This is a genomic window from Morganella sp. BCCO 40_0007, from assembly GCF_032989665.1.
Taxonomy (GTDB): domain Bacteria; phylum Pseudomonadota; class Gammaproteobacteria; order Enterobacterales; family Enterobacteriaceae; genus Morganella; species Morganella sibonii.
In genome coordinates this window covers 48,564-67,585 of sequence record NZ_JAVBIN010000013.1, presented here as the reverse complement: position 1 = coordinate 67,585, position 19,022 = coordinate 48,564, and the positions used below count along the sequence as shown (strand labels likewise).

The window sequence follows — 19,022 nt, the reverse complement described above, 5'->3', positions numbered from 1 at the left end:
CAGCGGGAGCGGAGCCCCCGCCCGGGAATGCCGGTCAGTCGTGATGAATGAAGGATTGAGTGACCTGTGCGGCTGCCTGACACACCACGTTATCAATTGCGGTGCCGACCACCAGAATATTCACCCCGGTTTCTTTAAATGCTTTGGCATTGGCGACGTTAATACCCCCTTCTGCCAGTGTCGGGACACTGACCGCTCCCACCAGTGCTTTCAGGCGGGCTTTAATCTGATCAGGAATTTCACCGGCAGCCACACCCTCGTAGCTCATCCCTGTCATCAGGCCGATCATATCCACGCCGATGGCTTCCATTTTCTTCGCCACTTCCGCGACGTCTTCCGGGGTTTCTGCCGGAATACCGAAGGTGTGCAGATCGTCAGGGTGACCAATGTAAGCATCCACGGTCAGACCGAAGCGGTGTGCAAGATTGACAATATCCGCCAGATCTTCAAAGGTGGATTTATGGGTGTGCAGGCCGTCCGCCCCGGCGCGGGCAATCTGTAAAATGTCTTCTTCAGTCACCGGGACGGGGATCGTTTCGGTGAATCCGCCGGCGATCCCGACAGTAATAAAGACATCATCCGGGATAACATTACGGATACCGTTAACGGCTTCCGCCATCTGTGCGGTGGAGATCTCATGACGGATCTGCTCTGCGGCGTGCATGTTATTCACGCCTCTGTGCCCGCGTGCCAGTGCCAGCGCCGGATGGTTCGGCTCCAGCATTTTGACCCCGGCATCACACACAGCTTTCGCCAGTCGCGCGTCATCACCGGTGATGCCAGTGCTGAGCAGCGTTTGTCCGTTGTGCAGCGCAATCGCATTTCTGACTTTCGCCATCGCCTGTGCACGTTTTTTATTCATATCACCTATAAACATATCAACCTCTTATTACTTTTTTATATTTTGTGTGACGGCACCCGGAGGTGCCGTTTTCATAAAGCCCTGGTGTTGGCGTGTGATATTTTTCACACTTACTATTTGCTGTGTAGTCTTTGCATCAGCCTGCTGCTTTCGCAGTTGTCACGGCACTGAAACGGTTGGCGATGACAGTAATGGTGCAGGTTAAAACCAGAATCACGGTCATGGTCAGCGCCATGTAAAGTGCATTACTGGATAAGAACGGAGAGGCAAACGCTGGTACATACGCCACCCCTTTGACATTAAACATACCGAGCATCATGCCGCCGATCCCGGCGGAAAGAATGGCACCGCCGAACACGATTTTGTTGGCAAACATGAAAGGATATGCCGATTCCACAAAGGTCCCGAATCCCATATTGATCAGCAGTCCCGGTGCGGCAACCGCCGCTTCACTGCGTTCACGCGGGGCAATGACGTTTGCCAGGTTAATCCCTGCTGCCACCATCACCAGCCCGACCATATCCACCGCGCCGAGGAAGCTGACACCGGTTTTTTCCATCTCAAGCAGCACCAGCGGCAGGATCACGGCGTGATACACACCGCCGAGGATCGCAGGCCAGATAACCAGACCCGCCAGCAGACCCGCCAGTACCGGGCTGAACGCGAGGGTGCTTTCCAGCGCCAGTTTGATGTAGTTACCGGCCAGCAGTGCCAGCGGGCTGAGGAAGTAGAACATGATAAGACCGGCGGCCAGACCGGAAATCCCGCCCGCCACGATGTTGACGGTGGTCATCGGGAATTTCCAGCTGATACACAGTGCAAACAGATAGCGGACAAAAATACCCGCCATGATCCCGCCTGCGATCCCGCCAATCAGCCCGCCCTCGACAGAGAGCACCCCGGCGACGACCCCGGAAACAATAGAGACTTCATCCAGCTCGGAAACCTGTTTGGCCGCAATCACGGCCACAATCACCGGCAACCCTTTGAGCAGCAGCTGGAAAATGGCATCCAGGCTTTCCAGCCCCGGGATATGACTCAGCGCCAGCACAATCGCCATAGCAATAAAGCCGGGCAGGGCGGGGATCATAATGCCGCGGATATTCATCCGCTTAAGCAGGCTCTTATCAGACGGTCCGCCGGCACTGCCTGCACTGCCCAGAACCGGACGGAATTTAATCCCCCAGTGTTTGCACAGCGAGGAGATAAACGAGATAGCCCGGGTTCTGCTGGTGGTACCGGTGGTTCCGGAGGTGGCAATCACATTGGCACCGGCTGCGGCGATATGGGCCATAGAGGTGCCGCCGGTCCCGGCGATCGGGACTTTCTTTTCTGCTGCCGCCTGAAGCGCCAGGCGGTTGGCGTTGTGCGGATCGCCGCTCATAATAATGATGCCGTCGATATCGCCCTGTTCTATCATCCGGGCAATCTGTTCATCACTGCCGCGCACTGCATCGTTGACTTCCGCGAGTGTGCCGGAGAACGTGATTGCCGGTACAGCATCAGAATCGGTCAGGGTATACACCGCGGCGGCGGTAGAGGGTTTGGCGACATCCATCGACGCCTGCGCTGCAATAAACTGAACTGCGGCAACAGAAACACCGGCAGACTGACATTGCGTGTAGATCTCGCTCAGAAGTTTTTCAGGATCTGCACCACCGAGGTTGTACAGGTTCCCGCCACTACTGCCCAGTATGACAATTTTTTTCATAATCGGACCTCAGGGGGTTCAGGGTAAGTAACGACTTATTGTTGTTTTTTGTTGATATTGCTTGGTATAACAACGTAAATCAACACATCAAAATAGGACGCATTGTTTATTAAATAACCGCTGAATGGATTCGATTAAGGTGAAATGGTGTCAATCAGAAAGTTTTTTAGTACTACAGACTTAAAGTTGCGATTTTTATTTTATTTTATGCTATTTAATTATTAGCTAATTATTTTGCTTTGTGTTGTTTTGTGTGAGTTTGATCATAATTAACTGGACTGATTACACATGGAAACCACACAAAACAAAAAAGCCACTCCGGAGAGTGGCTTCAGAAGAAAAGTAAAAAAGCGGATCAGCCGGGCAGATTCACCAGCGAATCGCGGGTGATATCGCGGATGGTTTTTGCGCCGGTCAGTGTCATTGCCACGCGCATCTCTTTATCAATCAGATCCAGCAGGTTTTCGACCCCTGCCTGTCCCTGTGCTGCGAGGGCGTAAACAAAGGCACGGCCCAGCAGGACGGAATCCGCCCCCAGCGCCAGCATCCGTACCACATCAAGGCCGTTGCGGATACCTGAATCACTCAGAATCGTGATATCCGATTTTACCGCATCGGCAATGGCAGGCAGGGCGCGGGCGGTAGAGAGCACGCCGTCGAGCTGACGGCCGCCGTGGTTTGACACCACAATGCCGTCCGCACCGAAGCGTACCGCGTCTTTTGCATCTTCCGGGTCCAGAATTCCTTTGATAATCATCGGGCCTTCCCAGAACTCACGTATCCATTCCAGATCTTTCCAGGAAATGGACGGATCGAAGTTTGCACCCAGCCAGCCGATATAATCTTCCAGTTTGGTCGGGGCACCGCGGTAGACAGAGATATTACCCAGATCATGCGGTTTACCGAGCACGCCGACATCCAGCGCCCAGCGCGGATGAACCATTGCCTGTAACACACGGCGCATGGCAGCATTCGGGCCGCTCATCCCGGAATGAGCATCACGGTAACGCGCTCCCGGCACCGGCATATCAACGGTAAAGACCAGCGTTTTGACCCCGGCGGCTTTGGCGCGCTCAAGGGCATTTTTCATAAAACCGCGATCGCGCAGTACATAAAGCTGGAACCACATCGGGCGCTCAATCGCCGGGGCGACTTCCTCAATCGGACACACGGATACCGTGGACAGGGTAAACGGAACGCCTTTATTCGCCGCTGCTTTTGCCGCCTGAACTTCACCGCGCCGGGCGTACATCCCGGTCAGTCCGACCGGTGCCAGCGCAACCGGCATCGCCAGTTTTTCCCCGAACAGTTCTGTTTCCAGACTGAGAGAAGACATATCGCGCAGCACCCGCTGACGCAGGGCGATATCCGCCAGATCCGCCGTATTGCGCTTCAGGGTATGCTCGGCATACGCCCCGCCGTCAATATAGTGAAACAGGAAGGGTGGCAGTCTGGATTCGGCGGCCGCCCGGTAGTCTGTTGAAGCGGAAATAATCATCTTAAATACCTGTATATGTATGTAACAAACTCAGCACTGTGCCCGGTTACAGGGTCAGTATCAGTGCCATCACGGCGGCAATCACGCCGTAGATAAACATCGGAACCACTGTCTTTTTGATAATTGACCCTTCGGCGTTGGTAATGCCGAGGATGGTGCAGACAGCGATAATATTATTCAGACACACCATGTTCCCCATCGCACCGCCGACAGACTGGAGCGCCAGGGTTAAATTGACATTCAGGCCGGTGGTTTGCGCAATCGACTGCTGGATACCGCCGAACGTCAGGTTGGATACGGTATTGGAGCCGGAGAAGAACGAGCCGAGTGCGCCGAGGTAAGAGGCGAAGTAGATCCAGCTCTCGCCGGTGGCCCCCGCCAGAGAGCGGCCGATAATGTAAACCGGCGCATTTTCGCCGCCCTGCATCATCAGATTGACCATAATCAGCGCGCCAAACAGGGCAATAAATGGTTTGTTAGTCTGCTGTGCGGTCTGCACAAACATGGTTTTTACCTGTGTCCGTTTCAGGCCGAACAGGAAAATACCGATAAGCACGACCAGGAAGAACGGGATCAGCGCCGGGACATACAGCGTTTTATAATCTGCCGCCGCCGGAGTGCCGAACACGTTGCTCAGGCGGACAATCAGGGCATCACTCAGCGTAATGTGTCCGAGGAAACCCAGTGTGCCTTCCCAAATCACGTTAGTGCTGTTGAGCAGCCCTTTCAGGCCGAGCTGGTGGATTCGGGTGACAATCAGAATACCGATCAGCAGCAGGGTCGGGGTCATCGCTTTGATTACCTGCCCGAACGGGATCACTTTTTTCTCTGTTTTTTGTTCGGTGCGGGTCAGGCCGATACCGGCACGAGCAGTGACCACGGAGATACCCAGACCGATTGCCCCGCCGAGCAGCGCAGGGAACTCATAGTTGACCTGTGCCAGCAGCAGATACGGCACGGTACAGGCGAGAACGCTGATCAGAATAAACACGATATTACGGCGGATATCCTGCCAGCTGACGATAAAGCGCAGCGCCAGCAGCGGGATCACAAATGCTGCCACAAAGTGGATCAGTGCGGAGTAGTGGCTTATCTGATAAACACTCTCCTCACTCAGCCCGAGGTTGGCAAAACCAAACCAGGTCGGGGTACCGACAGCGCCGAAAGAAACCGGTACGGAGTTCATCACCAGCGTCAGCAGAGCGACACGCATTGCCGGGAAGCCCAGACCGACCAGAATCGGTGCGGCGATAGCGGCCGGGGTACCGAACCCGCTTGCGCCCTCAATGGTAAAGGCGAATGCCCAGCCGATAATCATCAGCTGTGCCACCGGATTAGGGCTGATATTCTCCAGCCAGCTGCGCACCACATTTTCCGCGCCGCTCACCTGCATCAGCTTATTGAGCATAATCGCCCCGGCAATGATGGTGATCGGTGTCAGCACAGAAATAAAGGCGGTGACAATATTGGCACTCAGCAGTGTGATATCCGTTTTAAACCAGAGCAGCTGGATACAGAACACCACTGCGGCCGTGAAAGGTAATGCGATCCAGGAAGGGATACTGCGGCGCTTTGTCATCATCCAGATTAACATCACGATAGGTGCAAGACTGAAAAAAATAGCCATAAAGCCCTCTGACATTATTATTGTTGTAGGAATTCTTGTTACATGCAGGATTCGTTAAATTTTCATTACGGAATTATTTTAATCACAACCAAAAGGAATTATCTATGCTGCATTTTTTTAACAATTGAAAACGGGCAGGAAATGAGAAAAATGCGGAAAATCAGGTGAAAAAAAGAAATAAAAAGACTTTATTTATCAGCAAATTAATTAGTTAATTTGTATGATAAAAGGACAGGGTCACATTAATTAGGCCACAACGGTCAATAGAGAAATTCCAAAAATCGACTAATCCGGAGCCATAAACAGATAACAATTCTGAATATATCAGCCGAAATAAGGGCGGATTGCCTGATATGATTGCTGAATATGGTCGATCAGCAGACGGATTTTCACCGGCAGATGACGGGTATAAGGATATACGGCATATACGCCGAGTTTTTTGCCGCTGTAGCCCGGCAGGACTTCAGTCAGCAATCCGGCCTCCAGATCTTCATGCACCATACAGCGCGGCACCATGGCGATACCGTGGCCGCTGAGCAGTGCTTTGCGGATGGCGCGGGCGTTATTGAAGGCGATATTGCCGCTCACCTGTAATTCATAGATTTCACCGGTATCCGGACGGCGCATCAGCCAGTTTGAAGTGCCGCTCTGCTGATAGGTGTAAGTCAGGCAGTTGTGTGTCAGTAAATCCTCCGGGTTCTGCGGGGCGGGGTGTTTTTCCAGATAACGCGGGGAGGCGAGGATCACCCAGTGAGAATCAATCAGCGGACGGGCTATCAGGCTGGAGTCCCCCATCATACCGGTACGGATGGCCAGATCGATCCCCTCGTTGACCAGGTCAACAAACCGGTTTTCCAGGTGCATTTCCACTTTCACATTCGGGTATTTTTCACAGAACTCCGCCACACTGTCACTGAGAACAAGCTCTCCGGAGATAGTGGGTACTGACATACGGATAAGCCCGGTCAGCTCATCACTGTTGGCACTGACCGCCTGTAATGCGCTGTGCACCTGGCCGGTGAGGGATTTTGCGTGCTGATACAGCACACGACCGTTTTCTGTGACAGAGAGGCTGCGGGTGGTACGGTACAGGAGGCGGGCACCGAGCGCTTTTTCCAGCCGCCCGATCCGTTTACTGAGCACGGAGCCGGTGACACCGGCCATTTCTGCTGCTTTACTGAAGGAGCCGCAATCCACAATCAGCGCAAATAAAATCAGATCATTGGCGTACTCGTGGGCGGGCAGCATAGTAAAACCTCCGGCAGTGAATGAAATAATGAACAGCATCCACTATATCAAAATCTGTGTAACAGTGATAATCACGCCGGAGACACAAGCGTTAAAGCGGGTACACCATATGGTCAAAGGCAAACACGGTGGCCGGGAAAATCGCCTGACACCCGCGAAGTAAACGCTCACAATCTTCCTGATTGTAGCGTCCGCTGAAATGGGTGGCGATCAGCGTGCCGACCCCCGCATCCCGTGCCAGCGTCGCAGTCTGCACGGTGGAAGAGTGCCCGCGGCTGTTGGCTTTCTCAGACATGGTGCCGTCAAGCGTGGCTTCCAGCACAATTACATCAGCACCTTGTGCCAGTTTCAGCGCATTTTCGCACGGTGCGGTATCCCCGAAAATCACCAGATGACGTCCGCGCTGCGGTTTACCGAGGTAATCTGCCCCGCAGATCACCCGGCCATCGTCCAGTGTCACTTCGCCGCCCTGTTTCAGTGTCTGCATCCAGGGACCGCCGGGGACGCCTTCGGCTTTCAGACGCTGTGCATCCAGCGCGCCGGGTTTATCATATTCTTCAATACGATAGCCGTAGCTGACTACCGGGTGCTCAAGTGAGTAAGCGCTGACTTTCAGTTGCCCGTCATCATAAATCACGCCTTCTTCATCTATCTCAATGATCTCCAGCGGAAAGGTCAGATATGAGCCGCTGAGTGTCAGGGCGGTTTCAACAAACTGCGCCAGCCCTTGCGGGCCAAAGAGAGTAAGTGGTTCCTCACATCCGCCCATAGAACGGCTGCATAACAGACCGGGCAGGCCGAAAATATGGTCACCGTGCAGATGGGTGATAAAGATTTTTTCCAGTTTCGGAATTTTGACCGGACTTTTCAGAATCTGATGCTGAGTGCCTTCGCCGCAGTCAAACATCCACAGACCGCGCTGTAATGATTTGAGATCCAGTACCAGGCTGCTGACGTTACGGTCATTCGACGGAACACCGGCACCGGTGCCCAGAAAAATTAACTCCATGTTGTTCCCTGTATTAGCAGTTGCTGCCGGACAGAGGCCGGTATTACGGAATACGGCGAAGTTGCGGCGAGCGGGTCATATTTTCAGGTAAGATTAACGGTTCTTCCGCCAGCGGTAAACTCAGACGGGTTTTTCCGGTGATGATAGTGATTCCGGTTGCCTGCCAGGCGTCTGCCGCCAGTTGCGTACAGTACAAACCGTCCTGCGGATTGATGCTGAAAGGAGTACCAAGCCGCGCAAGAGCATAATCACGGGCGCGCCGGTGGTTTTCACTGTCTGCCTGTACGGCATACCAGGTCACCTGTCCGTCTTTGGCATGCTGAATAAAGAAATCAAGCGGGTCACGATTTACACCGCTGATACCACCGGGGTGCTCCTGTGGCGTGGCATGGATCACATAGGTGCCTTCCGGTGTGATATCAACAACACCGACATGGCTGAAACCACTGCTGTCAATACTTCTGACAATCTCACTGATGGCTTCGCCGCCGTCACGGAAAATCAGGTCACCGCTCTGAATGCCGGGCGGGGGTACTGCCGCAGATAACGGCAGTACGGCCATCAGCAGCGCCGGAAACAGCAGCCCGGCGCGGAGTGTGGCTTTCATCAGCGCAGGATAATTTTCCAGTCGCCGCCTTCTTCCTGTGTCAGCAGGAAACGCTCATCTTTCTGTTTACCGTCTTTGAAATTCACAGTCAGGATTACGGTTGCGCGTTTTTTGCTTTCATCAATATCCACAGATTTCACTTCGGTGCTTTCCACGCCGCCGTTACCTTCAATACGGCGCGCCATATCGCCGACAATCATCTGCACTTTCCCTTTTATTTCCATCTCATTTTTTTGTTTATCTTTTTCCGGGATAGCGAGCAGATCATAGGCTTTATCCGCATCTTTTTTCTCGACGGCACTGTAGAACTGTTTAACAACATCTTCCGGGGAATCACTGCCGCAGGCTGTCAGCATCATACTGCCGGCCAGCAGCATCAGGGAGAGGGCGATTTTTTTAAACATAGTTTTTCCTTTAAGAGATAACAGTGGTTTTTATTATTTTATGATGAGAATACCGGAAGTATACGGACATCCGGCGGCTTGGCAATCCTGTATATAACGATGACACCGGATTCAGGGAAAAATGGCATTTCCATAATATTGTTTTTGTTGATTTTTAGTGAAACAATTCAATGAATTGAGCAGGAAAGATCATCATTTAATGCGTGACTGAGTGTTGGTAACATTAGATATGTTAATGTGATTTGCTGTGTATCTTTAATATAAAATCAGAGACTGTTTGGTTGTGTATTTCTCTGAAATAAACGCGTTGTTTAATGGGAATATTATAACCATGAGAGGGATTTAATAAATCTGTATCCCCTGCTTTTAGGGTTATCAATAAGGAGAGTGTTTTCTGGTAACCCGGGTCCCGAATGGTAATGCAGAGGTGCTGAATAGCAAGATCAGACTGCTGATGATAAAGGCCGGGGGATATCGAAACCGGGGGGATGTTCCGCTGCGGAAAACTGAAAATGAGATAAATTCAGTATCATGACTATACTTAAAGGTACAATTTTGATATTTTCCGGACAGGAAAATAATACTGATCTTCTTATGTAAAGATAAGGTCAGACATATCATTATGATGCACAATCTAAAATAAACTATGAAAACATCCTTGTTATCAAACAAAACCACATTAGTCGTAATAATAGGATGGTTATTACTTTATTACGTGACAGGTGAAATCTCTGAAATACTTACACCTGAAAATTCTGATATATCTGTTGTCTGGTTTCCTGCCGGAGTCGCAACAACTGCTTTTTTATGTATGCACAAACGTCAATGGCTGCTGCTGCTAATTGGCTTCATTGTGTTAAACATGGTACTGAATGGCTTTGATAGTGAGGAATTTACCCTTTCACTTATATACGCTGTTCTGGCTGTACTTTCTTGTATTGTTATTGCCTGGATTGTCCGCAGGTATGCCCGGAAGGGAGATGACCTGCAAATAATATTGTTATGGCTATCAGCAACAATAATTGTCAGCTTTGCTGATGCAGTTTTATTTTCTGTTCATATGTATTGGTTTGATAATACATCACTTAAAGATATATTCTGGGATGGATTTATTGCTGATATTACCGGTAATATCTTTGCAACAACGGTAATTATGGGGTTAATTAACACCCGTTTCAAATGGATGGCTCCCTCCCTTAAAGTTAATATAATTTGGGGTAGTGCTATTTTGTTTCTTCTTATTACCAGCACTATATTGATATTCAATGATACTGCGATACAGATATACCATTCCTATTTCCATCAGCAACGCAATATTGCCAAATTATCGTTACTCTGCATCCCGGTTTTACTTGCTGTTATGCTGTCTGTGCTGTGGGGAAACCGGGGGGGATCAATAGCGTTGTTAATACTTGCGACGATTACAATCTATTACACCCGCAGCAAGCAGGGACCTTTTTATCTGCATGGTTTGTTTCGTCATGAATCACTGTGGCTGATACAGGGATATTTGACATTAATATCGTTATTAATGGTTTTTTTACGGGTTGTGACCCGAAGTACTCATCGAATTGATAACACTCAAGGGGTTTATAAACCGCAGCATCTGGTATATCAACTTAATCTGGATAATGGTGTTATTGAATGGGGGAATACAGATAGTTTATTTCAACAAGCTGATTTAACAGCTCTTTCTGGTATAAAGCAGATTATGGCATCTGTTCATCCTGACGATCGTGAAAAGCTCGCCCGCCATTGGGAACAAAAGCAGGCAAATACCACGCTTCCGGGGATAACCTTTGGTCTGAAAGATAAGGAAGGCCGTTGGTGGAATATAGAAGATCGCGGGAGTGTTATTTTCAGTAATAATGATCCGGTAATGATTGTCGGGAACTGGTTTGTTTTAGGTGAAATTTCCTGATATTGATATGGTAATAAAGGACAGGTAATGCTACAGATTACATTATTACTCTTCGGTGCCGAATTTATCAGAGGGAAAGCTCATTACCTCTGGGGGCTGGGCCTCCTCTGGGGTTTGATGGGTATATTTATTTTTATTGATGGTCTTGATGGTATTCTTTTTTTTCCGATACATTTGTTTGGCTTTTTATTATTACTTGAAAGTCTGATTACATTATGTGTCGCTTCAGGTAGTATAGGGACACAAAAAACGATACTTTTCTTTAAAGGCGGTCTGTTTTTATTCTGTGCATTGGTTATCTTAATTAATCAGACATATAGTAATGTATTACTATCGGCAATGTTTGGTTTTATTTTTTTTGTTACCGGGTTATTTGTTGTTGCATCAGCCTGGATTATTCGTTTTCCGGGATGGAAATTAATCCTGTTGTGGGGGGGAACAGAAATTCTGTTTGCCTTTTTTCTGTTTACCCATCACCAGGCGACCATTTCCTTTTTTATCGGATTTTTAATGACAGGGAGTGGTTTCGGATGCCTGAAGATAGCATTCCGGGCTCGTCATATTCAGCGGGGAACATCTGTATTTGAATTGATGAGGCCTTCACCGGTATCATTTAAGAAGAAAGGGATAGCTCTGCCAATAACGGATACGGCACAATTACCGTCTTTAAATGCAACAGCAGAGCAAGGTGCTGTTTTAACTGTTCATATCTGGACACCCGAAGGCTCAGCAAACCAGCGTCCTGTGCCACGTCCGATTATTAACCGTTATATTGCGGCGGTTGATTCCGAAGGGGTTATCTCTACAGGACATGCATCTCTGGAGCTCCGTCCGCATCTCTATATCAGTTTATACCCGGAAGAAGATATTGATCGTTCTCCGTCAGAGTTTTTCAGGTTATTAAAAGCAACTGCTGATAATAATGTTCCCGGAAGGTTTTTACCCGATTATCAAACTGAAGCATCCGAGTGGTGTGAATCTGACAGACAGATTGTTTTTAATATTTATAATCATGCTTCTTTGCTGAATTTTTGGGAAAAATATCGCCGGCATCCTGTTTATAACCTGACATACCAGAACTGTTCCAGTAGTGTTGCATATGCGCTGGAAGCCGCATTAGATGGCGTTTTGTCCATGCAAAAAAGAAGTTATTTTATGGGCGTTTTAAATGTACTTTGTATGCCGGAGTTGTGGATTGCTGCTCAAATTCGCCGGCGTGCTCTGATGATGGCATGGACCCCCGGATTAATTATGGATTATGCACGTGCTTTACGTGCTATTGTACATCCGGTTCCGGTTCCCTGGTATAAACGCTTGCTAAGGCGTTGAGTTTAATAGTAATTAAAATCCAAAGAAACGAGCGAAAGAGTCATTTTCTGAGATATTTGCCGGATAAGTTAAAGAGGTTTTTATGCTGAAAGTATACGCAATCTTAATGGTGTCTATTATCGCTGAAACAACAGCGACAACCATGATGAAGGCGTCTCATGGATTCACAAAGTTAGTACCCAGCATTATTGTAATAATCGGGTACGCTATTTCTTTTTATGGCTTATCGCAAGTTGTCAAAAGTATGAATATTGGTATCGCCTATGCGATATGGGCCGGAGCAGGGATATTTCTTGTTTCAGCCCTGTCATTTTTTATTTATAAACAAAAACTTGATTTTCCGGCATTAATTGGTCTGGGATGTATTGCACTGGGCATTATTATTATCCAGTTATTCTCTAAATCAATTACTCATTGAGTTCTGGTAGCCCTGAATTACAGGGCTGTCTGTCATTATCCGATATTGACCTCTTCAGTATCCGTCAGGCCTGCAGGAGTCTGAATCTGAGCAGAATAGTTTACCATTATCGTCCGGATACTACGTGTGATGAACCTGTTATTGTTGCGTTGCAGGCGATGACAGAGCGGTATCCGCGATAGGGTTTTCCGAAACTTTTCCGGGTTCTGCGGCGGCAGGGATATCCGCTGAATCACAAAAGTATCCACCGTATTTACTGGTTGGCACAGTGACCGGAAGAGCAGGGTGTCGCTAAAGGCAGATGTCAGGGGGGAATCAGGAGGTAAAGCAGCAACATCTGTGGTCAGAATGATCAGATATCTTCTGCCGGAACCCCGGAAAGCAAAAAACCAGCCCGAAGGCTGGTTTCTTTAATTAGTGGTGCCCGGACTCGGAATCGAACCAAGGACACGGGGATTTTCAATCCCCTGCTCTACCGACTGAGCTATCCGGGCAACGAGGCGTATTAAACCCGATTCCGTTCAGGGCGTCAATATTATTTCCCTCAAATTTAATCAAGTGCCGGTTTTTTCTGCAATTTACTGAAATTTTAATCAGTGATATCCGTTTTTACGTCATAACACGTAAAATTACCGGCGGACAATTGCAGATACTGTCCGCCGGAAAACTTAACGGCGGTAGCCTTTTTGCAGGTCGTTGACTTTACGCAGGTAGTTACGGGATTCACCGGACGGGTGTTTCGTCGTCAGGGTCTCATATACCTTACCCGGTTCCATACCGCTGATAATGCGGGCGGCCTGTTTCTTATCACTGTGGAAGACACGCAGCACGCTGCCCGCACCACCGTTATAGGCCGTAATAACCGCATAGCGTCGTGAGGTCGGGTTGCTGATCTCACCGAGATACGTATTCTGCAGAATCGCCAGGTATGCGGTTCCGGTATCGATATTACTTGCCGGGTCAAACAGATAGCTGCGGCTTGGCACACCGGAACGGCCCTGTGACTTAAATACATCCCGCCCGGCCGTGTTCGGCATAATCTGCATCAGCCCCAGTGCATCTGAGCGGCTGACCGCATACGGGTTAAAGCTGGATTCTGTCTGCATAATCGCGAGGATCAGAGACTCTTCCACGCCGTATTTGGCCGATGCCTGACGGATAAGCGGCAGGTATTTATGAGCGCGCTGATCCAGGTGGTTCGGCACCAGTTTTAGTGTGATATAGGTAATCATCTGTGAGCCGGACTGGCGGCGCTGCAGGCGGTTGGTGACGAGGTAATCCGCAAATTTGGTGGCGCGCCATTCCCAGCGGATCGGCTGCCCGGTATTATCCAGTACCTGACCGAACAGGAACGGCTCTTTACTGATGGTGACATCGTTGGCATCCGAATAGAGGTCAACCGACCCCGGATCTTCCCCCATCAGCAGGGTATTGATAATCGCCTGGCGCAGATGAGCTTCCGGTTCAACACCCGCCAGAGTTTCAATCGTAACGGTACCGGCGTCAAAGTTGATATGGGAGCGGGTGTAGTAGTGATCGGTGTATTTGACATAATCTTTCGGACCGGCGATCAGAACCTCTTTCATACCCCAGATATTTTCAATGTTATGGGCAAACTGGCCCATCAGAATATCAAATCCGTTAGTATCCTTAACATATTCAAGACGGTAATCCGTCTGTTTCTGTGAACCGCTGCAGGAAACCAGCAGCGGCGCAATAATGATCAGTGCAGCAAGTTTTTTCATGGGTATAAATACGATGCGGCCGGAGGCAGATACAACATCAGAGCCGGAAAAAGGCTCTGATGACAGGATTATTTTTCAGGCGGAGTATAGCCTTCAATATGGATATCGTGGCCTTCAAACAGGAATTTAATCATCTCCTGTTCGAGCAGTTTGCGATCATCCGGGTTCATGGTGCTGAGTTTTTTCTCGTTAATCAGCATGGTCTGCTTGGACATCCACTGCTGCCAGGCTTCTTTGGAAATTTCATTAAAAATACGTTTGCCTAATTCACCCGGATAAAGCTGGAAATCCTGGCCGTCGGCATCACGCTGAAGAAAGGTGCAAAAAATTGTTCTGCTCATGTAACATCCTCAAAAATAGGGGCTTTACCCGATTTGCTTAAGCAAGGTTTCCACCGGGGCGGCCAGGCCGATCGCCGGCGGATTTTGGCTGTTATACCAAATCCCGTCGCTGTCGTCATGGACTGCTGTGCGATCAGTGACGTTTGCGGCCACGGGCACAATATCCAGATGAAAATGGCTGAATGTATGACGGAAGGCAATCAGCTGCTGTAAAGGGGAGTGACTGATACGGCGCTGTGCCAGCCAGTTGTGCATCGCATCTTCCGTTTCAAACTGCGGAAAACTGTACAATCCGCCCCAGATCCCTTTCGCCGGCCGTTTTTCCAGCCAGATTTCATTATCATGCTGAATGATAAGAAAGTAAGCTGTTTTTTCCGGAATGGATTGTTTCGGTTTTTTGCCGGGATAGGCTGACGGATTGTGTTCTGCATACGCAATACAGCCGGATTGCAGCGGACACAAATCACACTTGGGTTTGCTGCGCGTGCAGACCATCGCCCCCAGATCCATCATCGCCTGATTAAAATACTGTACACCGTCTGCGGGGGTGACTTCTTCCGCAATTTTCCAGAGGCGGTTTTCCACCTCTTTTTTACCCGGCCAGCCGCTGATTGCGTAACAGCGTGCCAGCACCCGTTTGACATTACCGTCCAGAATCGGGAAATGCTGATTCTGAGAAAGTGACAGAATTGCGCCTGCGGTTGAACGTCCGACACCGGGCAGGGCAACCACATCCTCAAACGTGACAGGAAACTGTCCGCTGAATTCAGTGGCAATTGTCTGCGCTGCTTTGTGCAGATTGCGGGCGCGGGCGTAATAACCGAGTCCGGTCCATAAATGCAGGACTTCATCCAGCGGCGCGGCGGCCAGATCGGTCACGGCCGGAAACCGTTCAGTAAAACGGTTAAAATAAGGAATAACCGTTGCCACCTGAGTCTGCTGCAACATCACTTCAGAGAGCCAGACATGGTAAGGGGTCTTCTCCTGCTGCCAGGGCAGGTTTTTTCTGCCGTAACGGTGATACCACGTCAGAACGGATTGCGAAAATTGCTGTGCTTCCATGAGAATAAAATAATAATTGAATAGTTTTAATTGACGGGAATTCCAGCACACTGTTTTGCGACTGTAAACCAACTTTTACCTGAAATTGTGCGAAAGGGGATGATTAACCGGTGCGAAGTCGGTTGTCTCTTGCTAAACTTGCCGCACTTTGCGTGTGTCAGCGCAGCGCAGCCCGTTGTGCCGGACACATTATGATTTATTTTTGCCGGGATACTGACAGCAAACCTTATGATCAACAATGTAATTTCGCCGGAATTTAATGAAGACGGCAGAGCCATGCGCCGCGTCCGCAGTTTTGTGCGGCGTCAGGGACGGCTGACCAAACGTCAGGAAGATGCCCTGACTGACCTGTGGCCGTCAGCGGGTGTGGATTTTATCCCGGAACTGCTGGATTTTACCGCGCTGTTCGGGCGTGATGCGCCGGTCACACTGGAAATCGGCTTCGGTATGGGCACCTCCCTGGTGGAGATGGCAAAACAGAATCCGGATAAAAATTATCTGGGAATTGAAGTTCATGCCCCGGGTGTCGGTGCCTGTCTGGCAGATGCACAGGAGGCCGGGGTGACGAATCTGCGGGTCATGTGCCATGATGCCATCGAAGTGCTGGATAAAATGATCCCGGATAACAGCCTGCATATGGTGCAGCTGTTTTTCCCCGATCCGTGGCATAAGGCCCGTCACAATAAACGGCGTATTGTTCAGCTGCCGTTTGCGGAAAAATTACGGACAAAACTGGCGCAGGGCGGTATCTTCCATATGGCGACAGACTGGCAGCCGTATGCGGAACACATGCTTGAGGTAATGACTCAGGCACCGGGTTACCGTAATCTGTCAGCCACACAGAATTATGTACCGCGTCCGGATACCCGGCCGGTCACGAAGTTTGAAAAACGCGGCCATCGCTTAGGCCATGGCGTCTGGGATCTGATGTTTGAGAGGATGGAATAATGGCAACACAACGTAGTCGTCGTTTACGGAAAAAAATGCGTATTGATGAGTTCCGCGAACTCGGTTTTTCCTTCAAATGGGATTTCCCGGAAGGCACTGATGTGGACACTATTGACCGCACGGTTGATCAGCTGGTTGAGGAAGTGATCGAGCCGAACGGCCTGGCGCTCGATGCCAGCGGTTACCTGAGCTGGGAAGCGATGGTCTGCTTACAGAAAATCGGTGAATGTACCGATGAGCACCGCAAGCTGGTGGGTGACTGGCTGAAAGCCAAAGGAATGCAGAACATTCAGATGTCTGAACTGTTCGACATCTGGTGGGACTGAGATTAATTATTTACCACGCTAATTATTAATAAGGGCACCCGTTCAGGTGCCCTTATCTCTCTCCGGCATCCGGGGTTCCGGGCGTCGTGTTTTGGAGTAACGTTTTGGAGTAACAACGTTGACCACACACTTTAGTAATGAACTGCTGGACGATATCTTACACCGTGTCCGGCCGCTGATTGGCTCCGGTAAAGTGGCGGATTACATTCCGGCGCTGGCAGAAGTCTCTCCGGACCGGCTGGGAATAGCGGTCTGTACCGTGGACGGGGAAATTTTTTCCGCCGGCGATGCGTATCAGCGTTTTTCAGTGCAGTCCATTTCCAAAGTGCTTAGTCTGACACTCGCGATGACGCGTTATAAAGAATCCGAGATTTGGTCGCGGGTCGGAAAAGAGCCGTCCGGCCTGCCGTTTAACTCGCTGGTTTTACTGGAGATGGAAAAAGGCATTCCGCGCAATCCCTTTATTAATGCAGGGGCGATTATTATCGCGGACATGCTGCAGTCACGCCTCAGTGCGCCGCGCCAGCGGATGCTGGAGTTTGTCCGTAAACTGACCGGCAGTCATGATATTACCTATGATTTGCAGGTGGCACGCTCTGAACTGGAGCACGGCAGCCGCAATGCGGCTATCGCTTTTCTGATGAAATCCTTCGGCAATTTTGAGAATAATGTACTGACTGTGCTGGAGAACTATTTTCACTATTGCGCACTCTCAATGAACTGTGCTGAACTGGCAACCTGTTTTGCGTATCTGGCCAACGGCGGTGTGCCGCTGGGCGGCCGCGAGCCGGTGATCACGCCGTTACAGTCACGGCAGATAAACGCCCTGATGCTGACCTGCGGTATGTACGACGGCTCGGGAGAGTTTGCTTACCGGATAGGTATGCCCGGCAAATCCGGGGTCGGCGGCGGGATTGTGTGTGTGGTACCGAATGAGTTCTCTGTGGTGGTCTGGTCACCGGAACTGGATGATTCAGGGAACTCTTTGGCCGGTTGCGCTGCCTTAGAGATGTTATCTGCAAAAATCGGGCGTTCTATTTTCTGAATCCGCCGGGTTCAGCGCCCTCTGTCTGAGAATCAGGAGTGTTTATGTTACGTAAATGGATTGCCGTTCTGAGTCTGGGTGCCGCATCGCTGGCATCGGCGGAAGGTTATCAGTGCAGTGTTACCCCGCAGGATGATTTGGTTATCACACCGGCCTATGTGCAGGTGATCGGGAAAAGCGGGGAAATGAAAATCACTCCTGACGGGCAGATCACCCGCGACGGTAAATCCCTGACACTCAGCGCCGCACAAAGTGCGGATGCAAAACGCTATCAGTCGGGTGTGCGTCAGGATGTGCCGTGGATTAAACAGCAGGCGGTGAACCGGATCGGTAAATCCCGTCAGGCGGTGGACAAGGTGCTGATCAAAGAAATGGGGCAGGACAGCAAACTGCGCGGCCATCTGACAACCCTGGAAGCAGATCTGAATAAACAGGTCGATCGGATTATTGAAACCCGCCCGGATGGTTACGCATTCCATCATCAGGCGATTAAACAGGTGGAGCAGGACGGACGTGCGCAAATTCAGCAGCGTCTCGGTGGTATGCTCCAGGATGCGATTAATGAAATCGGCCGTAAACAATTGCTTGCCGGGCTGACCGGCGATAAAAGCGCTGCCGGTGCGGCACTGAGCGGGCTGGACGGATTACAGAAATCCTTACAGCAGGCTGTGCGTGAACAGGAAGATGACTTTAAACAGTTCAGCAAACAGGTATGCGGTAAAGTGACGACGCTGGAACAGCAGCGTATTCAGCTGGTTAATTCCCTTAAGTAATATAAGGTTACCGGTACATTATGTGCCGGTAACTGTTTTTTTAGCCGATCAGGTTCAAATAAATAGTAATTGTTATGATAATGATTCTTATTTGATTGACTTGTTTCCGCTTCTGCCTAGAATGAACTGCGACGTTAAACGCATTTAA

Annotated in this window: 18 protein-coding genes, 1 tRNA gene and 1 pseudogene; 8 read left to right on the top strand and 12 right to left on the bottom strand. The window is 49.9% G+C overall.

Going from position 1 to position 19,022, the window contains the following annotated elements; all coding sequences use genetic code 11:
- Positions 1-34: 34 nt before the first annotated feature.
- From R5268_RS16035 to R5268_RS16000, 8 genes are all read right to left on the bottom strand, one after another.
- Positions 35-877, bottom strand: a complete 843-nt coding sequence (locus tag R5268_RS16035) for a histidine biosynthesis protein (RefSeq protein WP_046895162.1) — start codon at positions 875-877, stop codon at positions 35-37.
- 121 nt (positions 878-998) lie between these two features.
- Positions 999-2,573, bottom strand: a complete 1,575-nt coding sequence (locus R5268_RS16030) for a PTS sugar transporter (protein WP_218455132.1) — start codon at positions 2,571-2,573, stop codon at positions 999-1,001.
- A 355-nt stretch (positions 2,574-2,928) separates the two neighbouring features.
- Entirely contained in the window at positions 2,929-4,071 is a 1,143-nt protein-coding gene (gene lldD / locus R5268_RS16025; protein ID WP_004238839.1) for an FMN-dependent L-lactate dehydrogenase LldD, read from the bottom strand.
- A 46-nt stretch (positions 4,072-4,117) separates the two neighbouring features.
- Complete coding sequence (locus R5268_RS16020) at positions 4,118-5,698, bottom strand: L-lactate permease (protein WP_218455134.1); 1,581 nt, start codon at positions 5,696-5,698, stop codon at positions 4,118-4,120.
- Between the two features lie 324 nt (positions 5,699-6,022).
- The gene (locus R5268_RS16015; RefSeq protein WP_046895165.1) at positions 6,023-6,946 is read right to left on the bottom strand and encodes a LysR family transcriptional regulator; all 924 of its coding nucleotides are present in this window, start codon (positions 6,944-6,946) and stop codon (positions 6,023-6,025) included.
- 91 nt (positions 6,947-7,037) lie between these two features.
- A complete protein-coding gene (rnz, locus tag R5268_RS16010; RefSeq protein WP_052926424.1) occupies positions 7,038-7,955 on the bottom strand; it encodes a ribonuclease Z in 918 nt (305 codons plus the stop codon).
- A gap of 43 nt (positions 7,956-7,998) precedes the next feature.
- Complete coding sequence (locus tag R5268_RS16005) at positions 7,999-8,562, bottom strand: YiiX/YebB-like N1pC/P60 family cysteine hydrolase (protein ID WP_317419750.1); 564 nt, start codon at positions 8,560-8,562, stop codon at positions 7,999-8,001.
- Positions 8,562-8,966, bottom strand: a complete 405-nt coding sequence (locus R5268_RS16000) for a DUF4878 domain-containing protein (RefSeq protein ID WP_046895168.1) — start codon at positions 8,964-8,966, stop codon at positions 8,562-8,564. Before R5268_RS16000 ends, R5268_RS16005 begins: the two co-directional genes overlap by 1 nt.
- 646 nt (positions 8,967-9,612) lie before the next feature.
- On the opposite strand from R5268_RS16000, the gene R5268_RS15995 reads away from it, so the two are divergent.
- From R5268_RS15995 to R5268_RS15980, 4 genes and pseudogenes are all read left to right on the top strand, one after another.
- Positions 9,613-10,887, top strand: coding sequence for an MASE1 domain-containing protein (locus tag R5268_RS15995; RefSeq protein WP_317419749.1), 1,275 nt, complete (start codon positions 9,613-9,615; stop codon positions 10,885-10,887).
- A 27-nt stretch (positions 10,888-10,914) separates the two neighbouring features.
- Positions 10,915-12,216 carry an HdeD family acid-resistance protein gene (locus tag R5268_RS15990; RefSeq protein WP_214095807.1) on the top strand — a complete coding sequence of 434 codons (1,302 nt, stop codon included), beginning with the start codon at positions 10,915-10,917 and terminating at the stop codon, positions 12,214-12,216.
- A gap of 85 nt (positions 12,217-12,301) precedes the next feature.
- On the top strand, positions 12,302-12,634 hold the full coding sequence (locus R5268_RS15985) for a DMT family transporter (protein ID WP_072125160.1): 333 nt from the start codon (positions 12,302-12,304) through the stop codon (positions 12,632-12,634).
- Positions 12,635-12,690: 56 nt separating this feature from the next.
- Positions 12,691-12,897 (top strand): annotated as a pseudogene (locus tag R5268_RS15980) (IS3 family transposase); the annotation flags it as partial.
- Between the two features lie 155 nt (positions 12,898-13,052).
- On the opposite strand, the gene R5268_RS15975 reads toward R5268_RS15980, so the two are convergent.
- The 4 genes from R5268_RS15975 to mutY form a co-directional block, all read right to left on the bottom strand.
- Positions 13,053-13,128: transfer RNA gene (locus R5268_RS15975), tRNA-Phe, on the bottom strand.
- Between the two features lie 174 nt (positions 13,129-13,302).
- The gene (gene mltC, locus R5268_RS15970) at positions 13,303-14,379 is read right to left on the bottom strand and encodes a membrane-bound lytic murein transglycosylase MltC (protein ID WP_052926428.1); all 1,077 of its coding nucleotides are present in this window, start codon (positions 14,377-14,379) and stop codon (positions 13,303-13,305) included.
- A gap of 68 nt (positions 14,380-14,447) precedes the next feature.
- Entirely contained in the window at positions 14,448-14,720 is a 273-nt protein-coding gene (locus R5268_RS15965; RefSeq protein WP_046895172.1) for an oxidative damage protection protein, read from the bottom strand.
- A gap of 24 nt (positions 14,721-14,744) precedes the next feature.
- Positions 14,745-15,782 (bottom strand): A/G-specific adenine glycosylase, encoded by a 1,038-nt coding sequence (gene mutY / locus R5268_RS15960; RefSeq protein ID WP_317419748.1) that lies wholly within the window; start codon positions 15,780-15,782, stop codon positions 14,745-14,747.
- A gap of 228 nt (positions 15,783-16,010) precedes the next feature.
- On the opposite strand from mutY, the gene trmB reads away from it, so the two are divergent.
- From trmB to R5268_RS15940, 4 genes are all read left to right on the top strand, one after another.
- On the top strand, positions 16,011-16,730 hold the full coding sequence (gene trmB, locus R5268_RS15955) for a tRNA (guanosine(46)-N7)-methyltransferase TrmB (RefSeq protein ID WP_218455138.1): 720 nt from the start codon (positions 16,011-16,013) through the stop codon (positions 16,728-16,730).
- Positions 16,730-17,056, top strand: a complete 327-nt coding sequence (locus tag R5268_RS15950; protein ID WP_015422519.1) for a YggL family protein — start codon at positions 16,730-16,732, stop codon at positions 17,054-17,056. The genes trmB and R5268_RS15950 overlap by 1 nt, the downstream gene beginning before the upstream one ends.
- Before the next feature lie 118 nt (positions 17,057-17,174).
- Entirely contained in the window at positions 17,175-18,101 is a 927-nt protein-coding gene (gene glsB, locus R5268_RS15945; protein ID WP_046895174.1) for a glutaminase B, read from the top strand.
- Between the two features lie 44 nt (positions 18,102-18,145).
- Positions 18,146-18,874: a DUF2884 family protein gene (locus R5268_RS15940; protein ID WP_107679644.1), complete on the top strand. Its 729-nt coding sequence runs from the start codon at positions 18,146-18,148 to the stop codon at positions 18,872-18,874.
- Positions 18,875-19,022: the final 148 nt, after the last annotated feature.